This window comes from Streptomyces aurantiacus, assembly GCF_027107535.1.
Classification (GTDB): Bacteria; Actinomycetota; Actinomycetes; order Streptomycetales; family Streptomycetaceae; genus Streptomyces.
Window position 1 is genome coordinate 4,925,472 of record NZ_CP114283.1, and the last position, 18,140, is coordinate 4,943,611.

Below are 18,140 nucleotides of genomic sequence, written 5' to 3' on the forward strand. Positions count from 1 at the left end.
CGAGGCCGCAGTGGCCAACCATCCTTGAGCACAGGCCGCTCACCAGCAGCCTTCCCGCCGTCACTGGCCATCTGTCTCTGGAAGTCACATCTCCGCAGCGATCGGCCCCGGGATGGAACATGTTGGATGATCTGCCCCCTGACCTGGGACGACTGCACGCACTACGGGTCCGGCATGCGATGTGGCTGCAGCGCATCGACGACAAGATCGCCACCGTCCAGCAGCGGGAAGCCGAGCAGGAACGCGGGCGGCAGAGACGGCCCGCGGAGCCGGCGTGGTTCGTCGAACTCGGCATCGGCGACGGACGCCCACCCATCGAGGTCCATGCGGGCGGCTGCTACGCCGCGGGCAAACGACGCCGCCCGGTGAACCGTGACGAGGCCCGCCGGCTCCTCGCGACAGGAGTGCAGGCGTGCAGCCACTGCCAGCCCGACACCGCCCTGGACATCCTCGACTTACCCACCCGCCCGGCCCTCGCCGGTACGGCGCACTGACCCACTCGCACAGCCTCGCTCATTGCAGTCCCCGCCCCCCTCCCCCGGAACAGGACGCCTTCGATGACCAGCACTTTCCCACCCCCGATCAGCGAGCCGGACCCCTCCACCTTCACCTGCTCCGGCAGCCTGGTCGGACCCTGCTCCGGCTGCCAGCGCAACACCCACAAATACGGCAGCGGAGGCCTGCCTCTGTGCCAGTGTGCCTGACCACCGCCCGCGAAAACTGGGGCACCGGCATCCGCTTCAACAACACCCGCACCGGGGCGAGCTGACCGGCAGAGCTGGCCGCAGGCCATCCCGGATTTCTCGATTCCTCCGTACGGCATGGACCGGAGGCAGATGGAAGGACGAGGGCGGCGCGGCTTTCGCCGTCAGGGGCCGGCGCGCCGCGGACGCGGGGAGCGCGCCCGGTGCGGCCTGCAGCAGGCACAGCCCCGCTCCGGCGCCGATCCGCTCGAACAGTTCCGGCGTTCTGGAACAGTGAAGCGAATCTGCAGGTCTGAGGCCTGTTACGGCTATGCGAGCCCGGCGGTCACCGCGCGCGGGGAGTGCGGCAGGGGCGTGGGGAGAGCTGGAAACCGCTTCCACGGCGATCTTCGGCTGTGGGTGCATGGGACACCGAACTGCCGCTGCTCGTCTGCCCGGTTGGGTGGGGACCGCATCCGACAGTCACGGAAATGTCCGCATACGGCAACACCAAGCGGGACACCCGCCGGGCCGGGCGGGCCGGGGCCAAGCTGTGGGTCCTCGGCACTCGCCGGGAACGCAACATCATCCCCGGTGGCCGGTCAGGGCCGACCACCGGGACTCGCACAGTTGGGTGATGTCCATGTCGTCACGCTCCACCCGTATCGCCGCCACCGTCCTCGCCGCCGGCGCAGCCCTCGGCGCGTTCGCCCTGCCCGCTTCCGCGGACAGCAGCCAGCAGGACCGGCGCTCCCGCGTCGAGATCAGCGACGTGCAGTACGACTCCCCCGGCTTCGACAACGGCTCCAACCGCTCCCTCAACAAGGAGTGGGTCGACATCACCAACACCGGCCGCCGCAGCGTCAACCTCAACGGCTGGACCCTCGCGGACGAGGACGGCCGCACCTACACCTTCAGCCACTACCGCCTCGGCGGTCACGAGACCGTGCGTGTCCACACCGGCAATGGCCGTGACCACGACGGCCACGTCTACCAGGACCGCCGCCGCTACGTGTGGGACAACCGCTCCGACACCGCCACCCTGCGCAACGACAACGGCCGCCGCATCGACGACCAGTCCTGGGGCCGCCACCACGGCGGCGGCAACCACCGCCGCTGACCCCACCCCCACCAAGGCACAGCCATGAAGTAGAAGCCCTCGGCACAGGTTTGACCCCCAGCGGCGTCCCAGGCGGCTCCACCCAGCGCCCCGGGACGCCGCTCGCCTGCGCCAGTACCTCTACAGCCTGCAGGCTGGATGCGGGAGCTCAATCCTCCCCAGGGCTAGCCACGGGATGCAGCAGGTGCGCGTGCCAGTACGGGCAGCCGCTCGTACGCTGATGTAGGGACTCACTTCCCGTGTCCGGCGGCGCAGACGTGACCTGCGGCTCCCTGAGGTCTCGCACCCCGTGGCCAGCCGTTCAGTCTCACGATCGTGGCCGAACTCTGGGGCTGCGGCACCGCCTCCGAAGGCGCACTCTGACGGCAATTTGAGCGTCCGGGCAGGGGAGTCCAGACCCGTGGCCCAGGGCACCAGTCCGTGAACAGGTGTCATCTGGGGAGGTTTTCCTGCGGCGGGGCCGAAGCCCCGCACTGGACTGGCGAAGGCTCTGGCGCCCGCCAGTAAGAGGGAGTATCGGGGGCAGGGCCAGCCCCTACGGCGACGTTGGCGCCAGCGCTGTGACGCCGGTGCTCGGCTCCTTGATCACGAGCGGGTGCAGCTCCCACACGTCGATCGCGTAGCTGAGGCGCGTACCGGGCGTGCTGTGGGCCTGGGCCTGAAGTCGCCACGCACCCTGCCCTGTTGGGTAGAAGCGCAAGGTGAGGACCTGGCCGGTGGTGGTCAGGAAGATTTCGGCGATGGAGTGGTCGACGACCACGTGCAGCTCGACCGGCTGACCGGTAGGGCAGGGCAACCGGTAGGAGCCGCCGCGGGCTCGGGGGTCCAGTGAGGCATGGTCACGGTCGACGACCAGTTCGCCCGCATCGGCATCGAGGCGGATCTCGAGGTACTCGGAGCCGTCAGGGGTGGTGAGCAGCCGCAGACCGGCGATGCCGGTCGGCTCCAGACGGGCCGTCAGGTCGAAGGCGCGGCTCACGCTGCCGAGGGCCACCGGCTGCGGGCCGTGCGTCGCACCCGCGGTGTGGATGATGTGCTCGCCGCGCAGGGCGAGCAGTTCGGCGGCTGGCTGCTGGCGCAGCATGCCCTCGTCGTCGACGTGGATTTCGCGGGGCAGGGTGAGGACGCCGGCCCATCCGTCTGCGACGGCCCAGGCTTCGTCGCGGGCTTCCCACGCCCAGCCCCACAGCAGCCACCGATTGCCCGGCGCGCGCAGCAGGGCGGGTGCGTAGCAGTCGGGGCCGTGGTCGACGAGCACGGCCGGGCCGGCTTCGAAGACGTCGCCGTGTTCCTCACCTATGAGGGCCTCGACGCACTGGGGGCCGTCGTCGAGGTTCCAGGCACTGAGGATGAGGGCGCCGGGTCCCGAGGCTGCGGGGAGGTACTGGGGGCATTCCCAGCCCTCGCCGGTGTTCCGGCTGGTGCCATTGATCGGCTCCTTCTCGCGGGACGCGAAGGGCCCCCGGTAGGTCCAGGTCTCCAGGTCGGGCGAGTCGTACAGGAGGGCTGCGGCGCGGCCGTCCGCGAGGGCGGCGCCGACCAGCATCCGCCAGCCGTCGCCGTCCTGCCAGACGTACGGGTCGCGGTACATGGTGCAGTCCTCGGGCAGCTCGGGGATGAGCAGTTCTGCGCGCGGGCTGAAGGTCCGGCCGTCGTCGTGAGAGACGGCGCAGGTGACGGGCTGGTGCTGGGGCGAGCGGTCCTCGCGGTGCGCGGAGTAGAAGGCGACGAGGCGGTCGCCGTCGGAGACGGCGTTGCCGGAGAAGCAGCCGTCGGCGTCCACGCCACCGGGGGTCGGGGACAGGGCGATCGGCAGTGGCTCCCAGGTCAGCAGGTCGGGGCTGCGGAAGTGGGCCCAGTGGATGTTCGCGTGGATCGCTCCGTGCGGGTTGTACTGGTAGAAGACGTGGTAGTGGCCGTCGTGGAAGACCAGCCCGTTGGGGTCGTTGATCCAGTTACGGGGCGGGCGCAGGTGCACGACGGGGTAGTGCGGATCGAGGGGTGCGGGCGTGGTGGACACACGTATGCCTTTCGGTATGTCAGACAGGGGCACCGCCCAGCGGTGCCGAGGGGCGCTGGACGGTGGTCCTCAGGCCCGGATACGGAACCCCGCGCTCAGCTGCTGCTCCCGCCGTGAGCTGGGGCCGACACGGAGGGCGAACTCACCTGGTTCGACCACGCGCCGGTTGTCGGCCGTGACGAGTGAGCACCCCGAGGCAGGAATGCTGATGTTGACCTCCAGGCTTTCGCCGGCAGGGACCTCGACCTGGGTGAAACCCTTCAGCTCCTGCTCGGCCCAGGTGACACTGGTGGTCAGGTCGCTGATGTACGCCTGGACCGTTTCCAGGGCCGGACGGTCCCCGCTGTTGGTGAGGCGCACCGTGGCGTCGACGGTGCCGTCGGCAGGGACGTCCGGGTCGTGCACGACGAGGTCGGAGTAGGTGACGGTGGTGTAGGTGAGGCCCTCGCCGAACGCGAACAGGGGGTCCTGGGTGAGATCCGCGTATCGGTTGCCGTGCTGGCCGCGCACCTGGTTGTAGAAGACCGGTTGCTGTCCGACGTGGCGTGCGAAGGAGACCGGGAGCCGGCCGCTGGGTTCGGTGAGTCCGAGGAGGAGTTCGGCGAGGGCGCGGCCACCGCGCATGCCCGGGTTGAACGCCTCGATGAGTGCTGCCGCGTTCAGTGCCGAGTCGGGGAGGGTGCTCGGCTTGGACTGGATCAGTACGACGATCATGGGTGTGCCGGTGGCGGCGACCGCGTTCAGCAGTGCGATCTGGCTTCCTTGGAGGTCGAGCGTGGCCGTGGAGCGCACCTCGCCGGTGAGGTCGATGGTGTCCCCTACGACCACCACGGCGTAGTCGGCGGCCTCTGCGGCAGCCGTGGCTTCCCGGAGTTGTGCCTGGTCGACCGGGGCGGGGGTGAAAACGGGCGGCTGTGGTTGACCGTCGGGCCCGAGGGACCACTCGGAGTTGGAGTCGGGGCTTGCTATGTCGGCTCCGAGGGCGTGCGTGATGGTCCAGTCGGCGGGTACGACGGCGCGCAGGCCGTCGAGCACCGTCTCCACCGTCTCGCGTGGATGTCCGTCGGGCATCCACGGGACCTGGCCGGTGGCGCCTGCCCAGTCGCCGAGCATGGCTTGCGGGCTGTCGGCGTTGGGGCCGATGACCGCGATCGTCCGCGGTGTGCCCTGGCTCGCGGCGCGGCCGGTTGTGTCCGGGGTCAGCCCGCCTTCGAGGGGCAGGATCCCCTCGTTGCGCAGCAGCACCAGGGAGCGCCGGGCGGTCTCCAGGTTGAGGTCGGCGTGTTCGCGGCAGCCGATCACCTGCGCCTGCCGCTCGGGGTCGGGGGCGCGGGGGTCCTCGAAGAGCCCGAGCTCGAACTTCAGCCGCAGGACCCGCCGTACCGCGTCATCGATCTGCTTTTCCTCGACCAGGCCGCGGGCGACCGCCTCCTGCGCGCCCTCGAAGAACTGCGGCGTGGCCATGATGAGGTCGTTTCCGGAGTTGACGGCGACCGCCGCCGCCTCGGCGTGGTCGGCGCAGGTGCGCTGGTCGTAGACCATCCGGCCGACGTTGTCCCAGTCGGTCACCAGCGTGCCGGTGAAGCCCCACTCACCCTTGAGTACGTCGTTGATCAGCCACTGATTCGCGGTGATGGGCACACCGTCGATCGACTGGTAGCCGAGCATGACGCCGCGGCAGCCGGCCCGAACGGCTTGCTCGAAGGGGGGCAGGAACCATGAGCGCAGTTTGCGTGGGCTGAGATCGGCTTCGCTCGCGTCGCGCCCGCCCAGGGTTTCGGAGTAACCCGCGAAGTGCTTGGCGTACGCCAGCACGGCTGTCGGGTCGCTGAGGCCCTCCCCCTGGTAGCCGCGCACCATTGCCGCGCCGAGTTCGCCGATCAGGAACGGGTCCTCGCCGAACGTCTCGTTGATCCGGCCCCAGCGCAGGTCCCGGGTGATGCACAGGACGGGGGAGAACGTCCCGTGGATTCCGGTCGTCGCGATTTCGGTCGCGGACGCGCGGGCCACCCGGTGGAGCAGAGCGGGGTCCCAGGTGCAGGCCATGGCCAGCTGAGTCGGGAAGATGGTCGCGCCCGGCCAGAACGAGTGGCCGTGGATGGCGTCGTCGGCTGTGAGCAGCGGGATGCCGAGCCGTGTCCGCTGGGCCATTTCCATGGCCTCGGGCATTCGTTCGGGAGTCACATGCAGAACGGACCCGGCCAGCTTGGCCGACAGGATGTCCACGAGGTCCCCGTGCTGTGCGTCGAGCATCAGCAACTGCCCGACCTTCTCCGGCAGGGTCATCCGGGAGAGCAGGTCCTCGATCCTCGCTTCCACGGATGATTCCGGATCCAGGTACGCCGCAGAGCGGACCGGCTGTCCCACGTTGTTCTCCAAGAGATGAGTCGTCACAGGTCGAGAGTTGGTTGGCGGCTTCGAGCGCTTCGTCGCAAGGACGCTGCCGGCGGCCGTGGTGGCGCTCGGACTGGCGCGGCGGGGCTCGCGGGCTGTCCGCCCGCCGCCCGGTCGGGACCGGTAACGGCACAGGGCAGCGAGGCGGACGCCGGGGTGTCACTTCAGGCCGGTGGTGGCGATGCCGGCGACGAATTGGCGCTGGAAGAGGAGGAAGACGATCATCACCGGGAGCAGGACGACGACGCTGCCGGCGAGGAGGATGCCGTAGCGAGTGAAGTCCTGTCCGCCGCTGGCCAGGGCGAGACCGACGGGGAGGGTGTACTGGCTTTCGTTCTGGGCCACGACCAGCGGCCACAGGAAGTTGTTCCAGGAGCCCAGGAAGGTGATGATCCCGAGGGTGGCGAGGGCGGGTTTGGTCAGCGGCAGGATGATCTTCCAGAAGATGGCCAGTTCGCGGCAGCCGTCGACGCGGGCGGCGTCGATCAGCTCGTCGGGCAGGGAGGAGATGAACTGCCGCATCAGGAACACCCCGAACGGGGTGGCCAGGAAGGGCAGGATCAGCCCGAGCAGGGAACCGGTCAGATTCATGTTGGCCACCAGCACGTACAGCGGTACGAAGGTGACCAGGCCGGGGACCATGAGAGTCCCGATGACCAGCATGAATACGGCGCGCTGTCCGCGGAACTCCAGCTTGGCCAGGGCGTAGCCGAGCATCGAGCAGAAGATCAGGTTCCCCGCGGTGACTGCGAGGGCCACGGTCACGGAGTTGGCGAACATGCTCGTGAAGTCGAGCCTGCTGAACAGTTCGTGGAAGTTGGCGGTCGTGGGTGCGGTGGGGATCAGCACGGGCGGCACGGCGCGGATGTCGGCCTCGGGTTTGAAGGAACCGGAGAGCATCCACAAGAACGGCGCGACCATCAACAGGAGAGCGCCGGCGAGTGGTACGTACAGCCAGGGCTGGCCCCAGGTCTGCCGGATGTGGCGGCGCCGCAGAGCCCGGTCCGCGTCGGATGGTGCTGTTCGCAGGGTGGAGAGGGTACTCATGGGGTATCAGTCCTTGTCTCGCAGTACCCGGAACTGCAGGACGGTCAGCGCGACGATGAGGACGAAAATGACGTAGCCGGCGGCCGAGGCCACGTCGTAGTTGCCGTTGCCGAACTGGTCGTAGGCGTACATCGTGGCCGAGAGGGTGGAGTCCAGCGGTCCGCCCTGGGTCATGACGAACGGTTCGTCGAAGAACTGCAAATAGCCGATGCCGGTGGTCACAGCCGTGAGCAGCAGGGCGGGGCGCAGCAGCGGGAAGCTGACCCGCCAGAAGCGCTGCCAGGCCCCGGCGCCGTCGAGTTCGGCGGCCTCCATCAGGGAGTGGGGCACGGACTGCAGTCCGGCCAGCATGATGATCATGACGGTGCCGAGGTTGCGCCACACGGCCATGAGGATCATGACGGGCAGCGCGAAGCGGGTGTCGGCCAGCCAGGCGGGGCCATCGATCCCGAACCAGCCCAGGACGGTGTTCACCAGTCCCGCCTGTGGGTCCAAGAGCGTCTTCCAGACCACGGCGATGGCCACGATGCTGGTGATGACCGGGAGGTAGAAGCCGACCCGGAAGACGGCCCGGAAGCGGCGGATGCCGCGGTCGAGGGCGACCGCCGCGGCGAGCCCGGCCGCAAGCGTCAGAGGCAGACCCACCACGACGAACACGGCGGTGTTGCGCAGGGCGTGAACGAACTGCTCGTCCTGGAAGAGCCGCACGTAGTTGTCGAAGCCGGTGAACGACACATTCAGCGGGGTACGCAGGTCGGCGCTCTGGGTGTCGGTCAGGCTCATCAGCAGCGACCAGACGACCGGCAGCAGCATGAAGGCCAGGAACAGGGCGAGGAAGGGGGCGGCGAGGACCCAGGCGGCCCGGGCCTGCCTGCCGCGCGCCGTGCTCCGGAGCGCGAAGAGCCGGCGAGCGGCACTTCGCTGCGGCCCTGCGGTGCTCGGCTCGTGGGTGTCGCCCCGCCCGGGAGGCGTTTTCGTGAACATGGATGTCATCCGTCCCTACGAGGGGTGCTCACGCCGCGGCGCTCAGCGGCCGGTGCCGATGGAGGTGGCCTTGGACTGCAGCGCCTGCTGCACCTGAGCCACCGTGGCCTTGCCGAGGGACAGCCTCTCCAGCTGGGAGTCGACTGCGTCAGCGATCTGCTGCCAGGTCCCGATGGCGGGCGGCGCCTTGCTGACCTTGAGCTGCTCGGCGAACGCCTTCATATTCTCGTCGTTACTCAGCTTCGCCTCGTCCCACGCGGTGGGCGAGGGCGGAACGTTGCCGGTGGCCTTGGCATAGGCCGCGAGGTTGGCCGGTTCGGTGAGGAACTGGGCGAACTTCCAAGCCGCGTCGGCGTTCTTGGCGTCCTTGAACACCGCCAGGTCGCTGCCGCCGGCGAACCCGGCGGGCTGCTTGGAGTACGGCAGCGGCGCGGTCTTCCACGTGCCGTCCAGCTTCGGGGTGTCGTTGTGGAGGCTGCCGCCGACCCCCGGCCCCTCCTGGTAGGTGGCGATCTGGCCGGCCTGGAACGCCGGCATGCTTTCCGTCTTGTCGGTCGGTGCCAGGCCCTGCTGGGGGATGCTCGCGTAGTACTCCAGCGCCTTGGCGACCTCGGGCGAGTCGAAGGTGAACTTCCCGGTCTTGGCGTCGTAGATGTCACCGCCCTGCTGCCAGACCAGCGGCAGCCAGAAGATCCAGGAGTTGAAGCCGATGTTCCACCCGGTTGAGTAGCGCAGCTTGGGATTCTGCTTGCCGGCGGTGGCCTGGATGGCCTTCAGGTCCTTCAGGTACCCGTCCCAGTCCGTGGCCGGGGCGCCCTTGATGCCGGCCTTCTCGGTCAGATCGGTGCGGTAGTAGACCACCATGGTGTTCGCGATGAACGGCACACCGTAGGACGTGTCCTTGTACTTGGTGGTGTCCCACTGGCCGGGGTAGAAGTCCGACGACTTGATCGATGCCGGGGTGGCCTGGAAGCCGTTCATCGCGGCCATCTCGGCCATCCAGGTGGTGCCGATCACGGACATGTCCGGTGTGTTGCCACCGGCGATCGCGGTGGTCAGCTTGTCGTGGGCGGAGGCCCACGGGACGGGAGTGATCTTGACGTGGGCGTCCGGGTTCTCCTGCTCGAACTTCTTGGCCAGGTTCTTCAGGGCGGGGTCGGTGTCACCCATGGACCACATGACCACAGTTCCCTTGGCCTTGCCGCTGCCGATCTTCGCAGGAGCGTCCTTGCCGGGACCGGAGTCCGCGCTGCGGCCACAGCCGGTGGCCAGCAAGGCTGCTGTGATGGTGACGGACAGGGCCTGGACGGTTCTGACAGTGTGACGAGAGGTGGTACGCATCGTGCGGCTCCTTTTGCCGTTGAGCGGTACAGGACTCGGGGGGCAGAAGACGAGAACGGTCGGGGGGACCGGCAGGGCCAGGTCACGGGTCACAGACCTGGGGCCGGCGGTGTCGCCGACGGTCAGGCGCAGATCACGGCTGCAGCGTCCGACGCGGAGCGGGTAGCGGCCGGGCTGGGTGTGCCAGGCGTACCGTTCGGTGTCCCGGATCGGAAACGGCGGGCGAGCACGTGCACCTCGGCGGTGACGCGTGATCCTGGGTTCGCGTGGATGGCGGTGAAGCCGTCCGGCACGCGGGCAGGCCGATCGGGCCGACGTGTGCAGCGGCTTCAGCTGGACCTGAACGACCTACCGGCCCGCCCGAGGGCCGGTGTTGGTCGTTCCACGGCCAACTGGGGTCCGTCCCCGCCTGCGGGGCTGGAATGGGCGGCGGAGACGGACGGTTCAGGAACGGTGGCGACTCATACGTCCACCGGGTGCGGCCGGCAGCCCTGACCAGGCCAGAGGGCGGACTAAGCCCTTGGCCGTCCGGGGATCGGTGGCCGCGCGATGACGTCGCGTCAGTTTAGGTTCGGCTGAAACGACGATCCACGGATCACGAGGCTGGTCGGAATGGTGCGCGAGGGGGCGGCCTCCGGCGATCCGCGCACGTGGTCCAGGAGCAGACGCGCCGCCGCCTCACCCATCTCCCACATCGGCTGGCGGATGGTGGTCAGTGCCGGATAGGTGTACGACGCCAGCTCGACGTCGTCGAAGCCCACCACGGCGACATCCCGTGGAATCTCAAGGCCGGCGCCGTGCAACGCGGCGAGCACGCCGGCCGCCGAGGGGTCGTTGTGCCCGAAGACCGCGTCGAACTCCACGCCGTCCGCGAGAGCTTGCGCGACCGCGCTCCGGCTGTTTTCGAACTGGAAGTCGCCGCAGATGATGCGGCGCTGGTCGAGTTCGATCCCGGCCTGCGCATAGACTTCCACGAAGCCGCCCAGCCGTTCCCGGGTGCAGCCGTACGCCTCGGGACCGGTCACCACCAGCGGACGACGGCGCCCGATTTCCAGCAGGTGCCGTGCGGCCTGCTCGCCCCCCTCCCGGTTGGTGGTGGCCACGTAGGGGAATCCAGGCCGCTGGAAGCGGTCGTCGATCAGCACCACCGGCAGCCCCGCTTCGTGCAGTTCCGTGATGTATCCCAGGGCCCCCTCAGGCTCGAGCACGAGCAGACCGTCGAACGACTTGGCAGCGACCTGCAGGCCCAGCCTGCGCAGTGACTCCTCACCGCGGTTCCAGGTCAGCATGCGCAGTCCGAAGCCCTCGTTCTCCAGCGTGTCGACGACCGCCTGCACGATGCCGGACCAGACCCAGGCCAGATCAGGGACCAGCATGCCGATCATCTGTGTCGTGCCGCGGGCAAGCCCTACAGCCCCGGCGCTCGGCACATAGCCGAGCTCCGAGATCGCCTTGCGGACCTTCAAGACGGTGTTCTCGTGGATCTCGCCTTTGCCGTTCAGCACCCGCGAGACCGTCGTCTTGCTGACTCCCGCCCGCGCGGCCACGTCAGCGATCGTTATTCCCATGCCACTCTCCCCTCCCTCCATACAACGGCGGAAGACAGTCCTCCCGCACCGAAGGACCGATCGTACAAAGACTCGCGGAACCGGTACCGAAAGCGATCCCGGAACCGGTTTCGGTACCGGTTCCGGGATTGAAGCACCGAGATGTCCCACCGGTCAACACACTGGACCCAACTCGGAAACAAAGAATTTCCGACCCGCGACCGGCACGCCGTCACCCCGAGCAGGTCGGACGGCCTCGCACGCAACGCGCTGCGGTAAAAAAGATCACCTCTCGCAGGAGCAGTTTCCGTCGTCACCGCGGCGGTCTCCATCGACTGGTCCGCGATTGCCGCTGCCGATACGCCGCGCGGACGGCAGGACCGGATCATCATCGCCCACGGCGCCGACAACCTGCCCAGCCGCACGGCGTCCGACTGGGTCACCTACGCCGACCATGTCGTAGCGGTCACTGCCACCGCGGAGAAGGAGACCCCGCCGGCGCAGTCGGAACTCGACCGCGGCGAAGGACTCATCGGCCGGGCCGTGACGCTGAGGATCGACCAGGTTGTCTGGTCGCGTGCCGACGCGCCGAAAGCGGCACCGAGCACCTGGGTCCGTCCCTCCATGGGCTGGCAGTTCACCGACGGTGACATCAACAACCGCGTCAAGGTGGCCAAGGCTGACAGCCCTCGGATCCAGGCGGGTCACAGTTACACCGTCGCCATCGTGTGGGAAGAAGACCCCTGCTCCCCCGAGGGCGGCCGATGGCGCGGTCTGGGTGCCGGATCCACCGTCCCGTATGACAACAACAGGATCGGCGAAGGCGAGTTGGAGGGCCGGGAGCGTACCGCAGAACAGGCACGCCAGGTCCTGGACGAGGGCGGCCCCAACATCGGCCTGAAGGACGAGATGGCCGGCAAGGACACGGCGCATCTCGCCTCCGCACTCATGGCCGCCGAACCGGACGAGTCCAGGCAGTTCGCACAGGAGCCGACAGCAGACACCTGCACCTGACCCGACCACTCAGCGGAACGGGACCGTCGGCTGCCACGCCACGGTCCCTCCGGCTGATGGGCGCGGGCCTCCACCGAGAACCGGGGAGCACTCACACGGACTCTGCCTCAGACCGGCCGTCGCTGTAGCGGCGGCTGAACACTCGCCGCGGACGATTCCCGGCTCGGACGAACGTTTCCCATGACTGCCCCGTCATTAAGGAAACGAGGAAGGACCTGTACATGGCCAGAGGGCGTGGCGCACGACGGCCCGGTGAGGACGATCAGCCGGCCTTGGTCGATCCGGCCGAGGTCAGGCGCGTGCGCGCGGTGCTGGCGCTGGGCGGCGTGCCATGGGATGCGCTGGACGACGGTGTGCAGCGCGTCAGGCTCAAGCTGCTTGAGGAACAGGCCGACCCGACGCGACCGAAGGTGCGCGATCCCCTGGCCTGGCTCACTGTTGTCGCCTCCCGTGTAGCCAGTGACTGGCATCGCTCACAGAGCAGAGACGCCGGGCTGCGTCGGCGCCTGGCCGAGCGCTGGTCCCAGCCGCCTGTGGAGCATTCCGAGGAACAGCGCCTGCTCGCCCTGGCGGTGGCGGACGAACTGGAATCGATGCTCCCGGCCCACCGGCAGGTCCTGGTGCTGCGCTACTACGCGGATCTGCCCATCCGTGAGATCGCGCAACTCCTGGACGTCCCTGAAGGAACCGTCAAGAGCCGCTTGCACGCGGCTCAGGCCGCAATGCGGGCGCGGCTGCGCCAGGTGGAGGCGATCTGACATGACCCCGTTGACCGGCCCGGAGGAGGACCAGCTGCGGCTGGCCCTCGGCATGATCGGTGAAGCGGCCGAAGAGGGAGAGAGCGACTCTGCTCAGGGTCCGCGCCGCGTCTGGATGAAGCGTCCCGGCACGATTGCCGGCGCGTTGGTCGCTGCCGCGGCCGTCGGCCTGGTTCTCCTGGCGTACGGGCTTGCTGATGATGGTTCTGCCGGTTCCCGGCAGGATCAGGGACAGGCTCTGACCGAGGTGGAACGGATTGCCTGCTCGCCGAAGATCGTCGAAGGAGACATCGCGGCGATAAAGGAGCACCCCGAACAGGCCGACGCCGTGAAAGTCACGCTCACCGTCACGGACTGGATCAAGCCGAAGCAGGGCTCTCAGCGACAGATCCAGTTCACCACCATGAGCGGCAAGTGGAAGGGCGAGCCTGCTTACTCGACGGGGGAACACCTGCTGGTGGTTGTCATGGACCGTCCCGACGAGCCGTCCGAGACCTTCCGGGTCGACGGCGCCGGGACATCACGGACCCTGGCAGCCGCCCGCAGCCGGATCGTCAAGGATCTACCCGCGGCAGCAAAGACGGAGTGCCCTGCCTTCTGGCGCAATCGAGACGAGTAGAGCACGGGGCGCACGGAACGTTGACCTGGAACCGGCTGTGGTGCGATGGGCCCAGCGAGGTAGAGGTCGGTACAGCGTGTGCCCGACGTTGATCACGCTGGCCTGGTACTGCTTCTGCACCATGACCCGGTGAACGACCAGCCGCTCCGCCGGATCGGTGAACCGTCGCAGCAGGAACTGGGGAACGAAGTGGTGCTTCTTGGGATGGTCGGGCACATCAGCCCCAGCTCTTCAGCGCTTCCGCGACCTGGCGGACGTCGCAGCGGCCCTCGACGACCTCGACGACCAGCGTGATCGCCTCCTGGCTGCCGACCTTGACCTGGATGCCGCTGGCGTGGAGATAGGCGTAGGCGGCCTGAGCCGCGAAGAGTTCGTTCGAGTGCTCAAGGGCAGGAAGCCGTGCGAGAGCGTGCAGGATCGCAGCAGCTCGGTGGTGTGCGGCTGGGTAGACCAGGGTTCCCATGACCTCGTGCCGGTGGCGGGCGACGGCGGCGGCCAGCGCCCCGTAGTCGGTCACATCGGGATCGCCGGGCACGAGGTTCTGCGCGATATCCAGCAGCCATCGCTCATCGATGACCACAACAGGCGGCATCAGGCGGCGTGGCTGCTGGGACCGGTCCCGAAGCGGTCGGCGAAGGCCTGCCCGTGCTCCTCGACGAAGGCCTTCGCTCCCTCAAGGAACCGGGTTCGCGCAAGGTCGTCGGTCAGCCGCCGGCTCGCGTACTGATCTGGTTCCTCATGGTCGTCAGCGGCGCGACGGCGCAGCTCTTCGAACGTCTCGTCGTCGACCTTGATACGGATCTCCTTCGCCATGCCCCCACGGTAGCCGGACCCGGTCCCCGGCGGGGAGGGATGGGCGGAGCGGTCTGCCAGGAGGAATGAGTCCGCGAGGACTGCTTCAGGGGCTCAGGCAACTGCTGGAGTGGTGGGCGGTAGGGATCAACATTCCCGTCGACGAGCGGGTCAAGCCGGAGCGGTTCTCCCGCACGGCGGCCTCCCACCTCCTTGACCTGGGCTACAGCGCCAGCTACCTCAAGGCTTGGGCCAAGGGCCTCTACGCCGCGCGCCACCACTGCGGACATAGCGGATGGTGCCGCCGAGCTCGCGCGGACGTCGGCCCGAGCGTACGAGGTGCTGGTGGCGCTGGAGAAGGTGCCCCAGCGGCAGCTCGCCGAACCGCTGGAGCGCTGAACGACAAGGGCAAGGTCATCGCCCAGCGCGAGGCCGAGTTTCACCTCTCCGAACTCGAAGATCTGGGGGTGAGCAGGAACAGCACCAAGTAGCAGCCCTCGAGGGCAAGGGAGCCCAACAGCACGGTCATCCAGTCTTGAGGAGGGGCTCGCGCTGCTTGGCCGCGACGATGAGTTGTCCGTGGGCAGCCCCCGGGCTTCCAGCACCTGGAACATCAGGTCTTCGAATGCCTCCAGATCCGCGCGGGCGGCCTGGACCTGGACCGAAGTCTGCGGTGCGGGAAACGGGCAGGTTGCCAGGCTTGGGATGCAGGGATTCAGGTGAGCAGGGCGGTGATGGCCGCGGTCACGGCGGCAGCGAGGGTAATGGCCGCGGCGAAAGCGGTGGGGACTCCCTGCAGGCCGGGGTCAGCCACGCGGCACACGTCGATGGACTACGTACCGTCTCCCTGGTCGAACCCGGCAGCAGGCTCACGGTCCTGGACGTACCCAAGTGGCTAGCACGCTCCCTGCGACACCACCATCTGCCCGACGTGGCCTTCGGCACACGGCAACCAGTGCCGGACCTCGTGCCCAGCCGTTTCCACGATTACCAACAGAGCTACGAACAGGGACTGTCGGGCACAAATCCGCCAGGCGGGAGCGTCGACGCCACCCTGCGGGTCCTGCACGCGCTGGGCAGGGCCGAGAGCGACCACGACACCTCTCCCCGAGACAAGGCGACCGCCGCCGCTGCCGCCGCTGCCTGGCTCTGCTCGCCCGAGGGCCTCGTACGACAGCGCGCGCGGGAAGTCGATCTCGCGCCGCTGCTTGCGGTCTGCCGTCTTGGCGGATTGCTCGGCCGCAGCGCCGGTGGCCTGCCCGCCGGTTGGCAGGCGTATCTTCTGGGGCGGCTGGGTGCCCGGGCGGTGAGTTCGCTGCACGCCGAAGCGCTGGTCACCCAGTGGCTGACGCGCACCGACCGGCACCGCGAAGCGGCGGATCCCTGGCCGCGGCTGCGCACCGTCGAGCCCAAGGCCGAACTCGCCGCGCGCGAAGTGAGCAGGGTCCTCGACTTCGGGACGAGCGTCATCGGACGCCCTGCGGCCGGACTGCCGGAGAGCGACGCCGCACTGGTGGCGCGTGCGCTCCTGGCAGCCGTTGGCGCGCTACCGTCCGACGAGTAGCCTGCGCGGGGACAGTCCGATCCTCTGGCCGACCTGGGCGCCGCGGTGCGCCCCGCGCGAACGGAGCCAACACCCGCGTGGCCGGCCCCGGGGCTCCTCAGGGCAACCAGACGCCGGTATGAGCCGCTTTTCTCGCCTCCGAAGGCCGTGGAGAGCCATCGCTCGTGTGCCAGCGCATCAGGCCAGGTCCCGGTCAGCACCGAGGCGGCGACCTCGGTCACGCAGCGTCCACCGCCCTCTGCGTGCAGTCGGATGCCCGCTCCTCCCAACGGCGCAGCCCGATGTGCCGACGCGGGGCATGCGACGGAAGCTGGTGGCTGGGTCCTCGCGTCTGCCTACTGATCCCAGCCTTCTTGCAGCAGCAGCTTCGCCCGTCTCTGGAGGCCCGTGATGGCGCAGACAGAAGCTTTGTCCCCTCCGGTCATTGAGGGGGTCATCAGCGATTGCGCGCGGGCAGTCGCCGTCAGCGGTGTGGTTGCCGGGGCTACGGTTCGGATTTTCGCCAACGGAACGGAAGTGGTGGGCACGGCCGCCCCCTACCTCGGGTGGTGGCACATCACGACCCGTCCCCTGGTGGCGGGTGAGGTCATCGCGGCGGTGCAGGAGGTGGGCGGGAACGAGTCCTTCCCCTCGCGTCGGCCGGTCACCGTGCAGTACCTCACCCAGGCAGCTGACCCCATGCCCATCCCGGAGATCAGCCAACCGGTGTAGCGGTGCACCCCGCTCCCGCCCTCCAGGTCCCACACCCGGGAGCGGTCCCAGCTGTGCGAGGCGTCCCGGACGGACACGACGGGGCCGATCCGTTGTTCCGCCCAACGCTTCAGGGCCGCGGGCAGCAGCTTCGTCGGCGCGCTGGCACGCCGCTACGTCGACGGGCGGTCGGCGGGGCTGGCAGTGGACGCCAGTACTCGCTGATCGGGGATGCCGAGCTCGACGAGGGTGCCTGCTAGGAGGCCGTGGTCGACCCCATGGTCGCCGGACTGGGTGAGGTCGTGTGGATCGTGGATCTCAACCGCCAGTCCCTCGACCGCGTGGTACCCGGCATCGCCGCCCACCGGCTCCAGGGCATGTTCGCCGCCGCCGGCTGGCAGGTCATCACCGTCAAGTACGGCACGTGCCTGCAGGATCTGTTCGCCCGCCCCGGCGGCAGCGCCCTGCGCGGCCGGATCAACGCGATGACGAACCCGGAGTACCAGCGTCTGCTCCGCCTCTCCGCCGCCGACCTGCGCAAGCTCCTGCCCGGCACCGGAGAGGAAGCGGACCTGATCCGGTCGCTCCTCACCGATGTTCCAGACGAAGACCTTCTGCGGGCGCTGCGCAATCTGGGCGGCCACGACCACGAGGCGTTGGCATCGAGTCGGCCCAGGACGCCGCTGAGGAACTCACGTCGCTCTGGACACGAATGTGGCGGCCGTTCGCCCAGCACCCCACGCCGCCGGAGGAGGCGACACGAGCGGAGACGACAGGTCGGCGTCGAGGTGGCCGCCCATGACGTGCCGGGCCGGTGACGCAGGCTCAGTCGCCGGAACGGGCCCGTGCCACCATGCCAGAATGGATGTGCTGTTCGTCCTCCGACGTCGCCCGTACTGATCCGATGAGGTTGTTGTCTTGAGCAAGCCCGTGGCCCGCGAGCCGATGAGAAGCAATTCGCGGTCGAATCGGGCGCGCATCCTGGCCACCGCCCGCCAGGAACTCGGACGGAATCCGGACATCACCCTGGAGGAGCTCGCGCGGGCCTCCGGTGTCGTACGCCGGACCCTGTTCGGTCACTTTCCCGGGCGGGCCGCCTTGCTGGAGGCTCTTGCCGAGGAGGCGTCCGAGGCGTTGCGGGGTGCGGTGGCGGGCGGAGTGAAGCAGGAGGAACCGGCTGAGCGCGCACTCGCGCGTTTCGTGATCTCGATGTGGCCCGTGGGAGACCGATACCGGATGCTGCTCGCGTTGGCTCGCCGGGATCTGCGCATGGACAGGGTGGCCGAGATCCTCGCTCCCGCCCGCGCCTCGGTCACGGCCATCCTGGAGGAGGGACAGCGGGACGGTGTCTTTCACACGAATGTGCCGCCGGCCGTACTCAGTGCAGGCTTGGAAGCTCTGACCATCGCCCTGCTGGAGGGTGTCAACACCGGGGCGTGGGAGGACGACGGGACCAGGATCGCCGTCGCCACGCTGATCGCGGCCGGGGTGCCGGAGAAGCGGGCGAGTGCCGTGGTGGACGACGTTGCCACGACGGTGGGCGCGAATCCTGCCGCCGACGCCTGAG

18 protein-coding genes are annotated in these 18,140 nt (G+C 68.8%); 10 read left to right on the forward strand and 8 right to left on the reverse strand.

The genetic code is table 11. The features are described 5' to 3' along the window. Positions 1-119 precede the first annotated feature (119 nt). Positions 120-494 carry a DUF6233 domain-containing protein gene (locus tag O1Q96_RS23795; RefSeq protein WP_269250123.1) on the forward strand — a complete coding sequence of 125 codons (375 nt, stop codon included), beginning with the start codon at positions 120-122 and terminating at the stop codon, positions 492-494. Between the two features lie 826 nt (positions 495-1,320). After that, positions 1,321-1,803 (forward strand): lamin tail domain-containing protein, encoded by a 483-nt coding sequence (locus tag O1Q96_RS23800; protein WP_269250124.1) that lies wholly within the window; start codon positions 1,321-1,323, stop codon positions 1,801-1,803. Positions 1,804-2,338: 535 nt separating this feature from the next. Here the strand turns inward: O1Q96_RS23800 and O1Q96_RS23805 are convergent. The 6 genes from O1Q96_RS23805 to O1Q96_RS23830 form a co-directional block, all read right to left on the reverse strand. Then, positions 2,339-3,823, reverse strand: a complete 1,485-nt coding sequence (locus O1Q96_RS23805; protein ID WP_269250125.1) for a glycoside hydrolase family 32 protein — start codon at positions 3,821-3,823, stop codon at positions 2,339-2,341. A 69-nt stretch (positions 3,824-3,892) separates the two neighbouring features. Further along, entirely contained in the window at positions 3,893-6,190 is a 2,298-nt protein-coding gene (locus tag O1Q96_RS23810; RefSeq protein WP_269253699.1) for a glycoside hydrolase family 3 N-terminal domain-containing protein, read from the reverse strand. Positions 6,191-6,376: 186 nt separating this feature from the next. Continuing rightward, a complete protein-coding gene (locus tag O1Q96_RS23815; protein ID WP_269250126.1) occupies positions 6,377-7,264 on the reverse strand; it encodes a carbohydrate ABC transporter permease in 888 nt (295 codons plus the stop codon). A gap of 6 nt (positions 7,265-7,270) precedes the next feature. Continuing rightward, entirely contained in the window at positions 7,271-8,257 is a 987-nt protein-coding gene (locus tag O1Q96_RS23820) for a carbohydrate ABC transporter permease (RefSeq protein WP_419586936.1), read from the reverse strand. Positions 8,258-8,290: 33 nt separating this feature from the next. Continuing rightward, positions 8,291-9,589: an extracellular solute-binding protein gene (locus tag O1Q96_RS23825; protein ID WP_269250128.1), complete on the reverse strand. Its 1,299-nt coding sequence runs from the start codon at positions 9,587-9,589 to the stop codon at positions 8,291-8,293. Between the two features lie 560 nt (positions 9,590-10,149). After that, positions 10,150-11,157, reverse strand: a complete 1,008-nt coding sequence (locus O1Q96_RS23830) for a LacI family DNA-binding transcriptional regulator (protein WP_269250129.1) — start codon at positions 11,155-11,157, stop codon at positions 10,150-10,152. Positions 11,158-11,679: 522 nt separating this feature from the next. Between O1Q96_RS23830 and O1Q96_RS23835 the strand changes: the two genes are divergently transcribed. The 3 genes from O1Q96_RS23835 (at position 11,680) to O1Q96_RS23845 (ending at position 13,527) form a co-directional block, all read left to right on the forward strand. Beyond that, the gene (locus O1Q96_RS23835; RefSeq protein WP_269250130.1) at positions 11,680-12,150 is read left to right on the forward strand and encodes a hypothetical protein; all 471 of its coding nucleotides are present in this window, start codon (positions 11,680-11,682) and stop codon (positions 12,148-12,150) included. A 221-nt stretch (positions 12,151-12,371) separates the two neighbouring features. After that, positions 12,372-12,908: an RNA polymerase sigma factor gene (locus tag O1Q96_RS23840; RefSeq protein WP_269246469.1), complete on the forward strand. Its 537-nt coding sequence runs from the start codon at positions 12,372-12,374 to the stop codon at positions 12,906-12,908. Between the two features lies 1 nt (position 12,909). Next, positions 12,910-13,527 (forward strand): hypothetical protein, encoded by a 618-nt coding sequence (locus O1Q96_RS23845; protein WP_269246468.1) that lies wholly within the window; start codon positions 12,910-12,912, stop codon positions 13,525-13,527. 217 nt (positions 13,528-13,744) lie between these two features. On the opposite strand, the gene O1Q96_RS23850 is transcribed toward O1Q96_RS23845, so the two are convergent. Then, complete coding sequence (locus tag O1Q96_RS23850; protein WP_269246467.1) at positions 13,745-14,119, reverse strand: fic family toxin-antitoxin system, toxin component; 375 nt, start codon at positions 14,117-14,119, stop codon at positions 13,745-13,747. Continuing rightward, positions 14,119-14,340, reverse strand: a complete 222-nt coding sequence (locus O1Q96_RS23855) for a hypothetical protein (RefSeq protein ID WP_269246466.1) — start codon at positions 14,338-14,340, stop codon at positions 14,119-14,121. The genes O1Q96_RS23850 and O1Q96_RS23855 overlap by 1 nt, the downstream gene beginning before the upstream one ends. 65 nt (positions 14,341-14,405) lie before the next feature. Here O1Q96_RS23855 and O1Q96_RS23860 point away from each other — a divergent pair, with 65 nt between their 5' ends. The 5 genes from O1Q96_RS23860 (at position 14,406) to O1Q96_RS23880 (ending at position 18,139) form a co-directional block, all read left to right on the forward strand. Beyond that, a complete protein-coding gene (locus tag O1Q96_RS23860; RefSeq protein ID WP_269250131.1) occupies positions 14,406-14,810 on the forward strand; it encodes a hypothetical protein in 405 nt (134 codons plus the stop codon). A gap of 440 nt (positions 14,811-15,250) precedes the next feature. Further along, positions 15,251-15,883 (forward strand): hypothetical protein, encoded by a 633-nt coding sequence (locus O1Q96_RS23865; RefSeq protein WP_269250132.1) that lies wholly within the window; start codon positions 15,251-15,253, stop codon positions 15,881-15,883. A 516-nt stretch (positions 15,884-16,399) separates the two neighbouring features. Then, positions 16,400-16,594 (forward strand): hypothetical protein, encoded by a 195-nt coding sequence (locus tag O1Q96_RS23870; protein ID WP_269250133.1) that lies wholly within the window; start codon positions 16,400-16,402, stop codon positions 16,592-16,594. A gap of 245 nt (positions 16,595-16,839) precedes the next feature. After that, the gene (locus O1Q96_RS23875; RefSeq protein ID WP_269250134.1) at positions 16,840-17,391 is read left to right on the forward strand and encodes a thiamine pyrophosphate-dependent enzyme; all 552 of its coding nucleotides are present in this window, start codon (positions 16,840-16,842) and stop codon (positions 17,389-17,391) included. 100 nt (positions 17,392-17,491) lie between these two features. Next, the gene (locus O1Q96_RS23880) at positions 17,492-18,139 is read left to right on the forward strand and encodes a TetR/AcrR family transcriptional regulator (protein ID WP_269250135.1); all 648 of its coding nucleotides are present in this window, start codon (positions 17,492-17,494) and stop codon (positions 18,137-18,139) included. The last annotated feature ends 1 nt before the right edge of the window (position 18,140 follow it).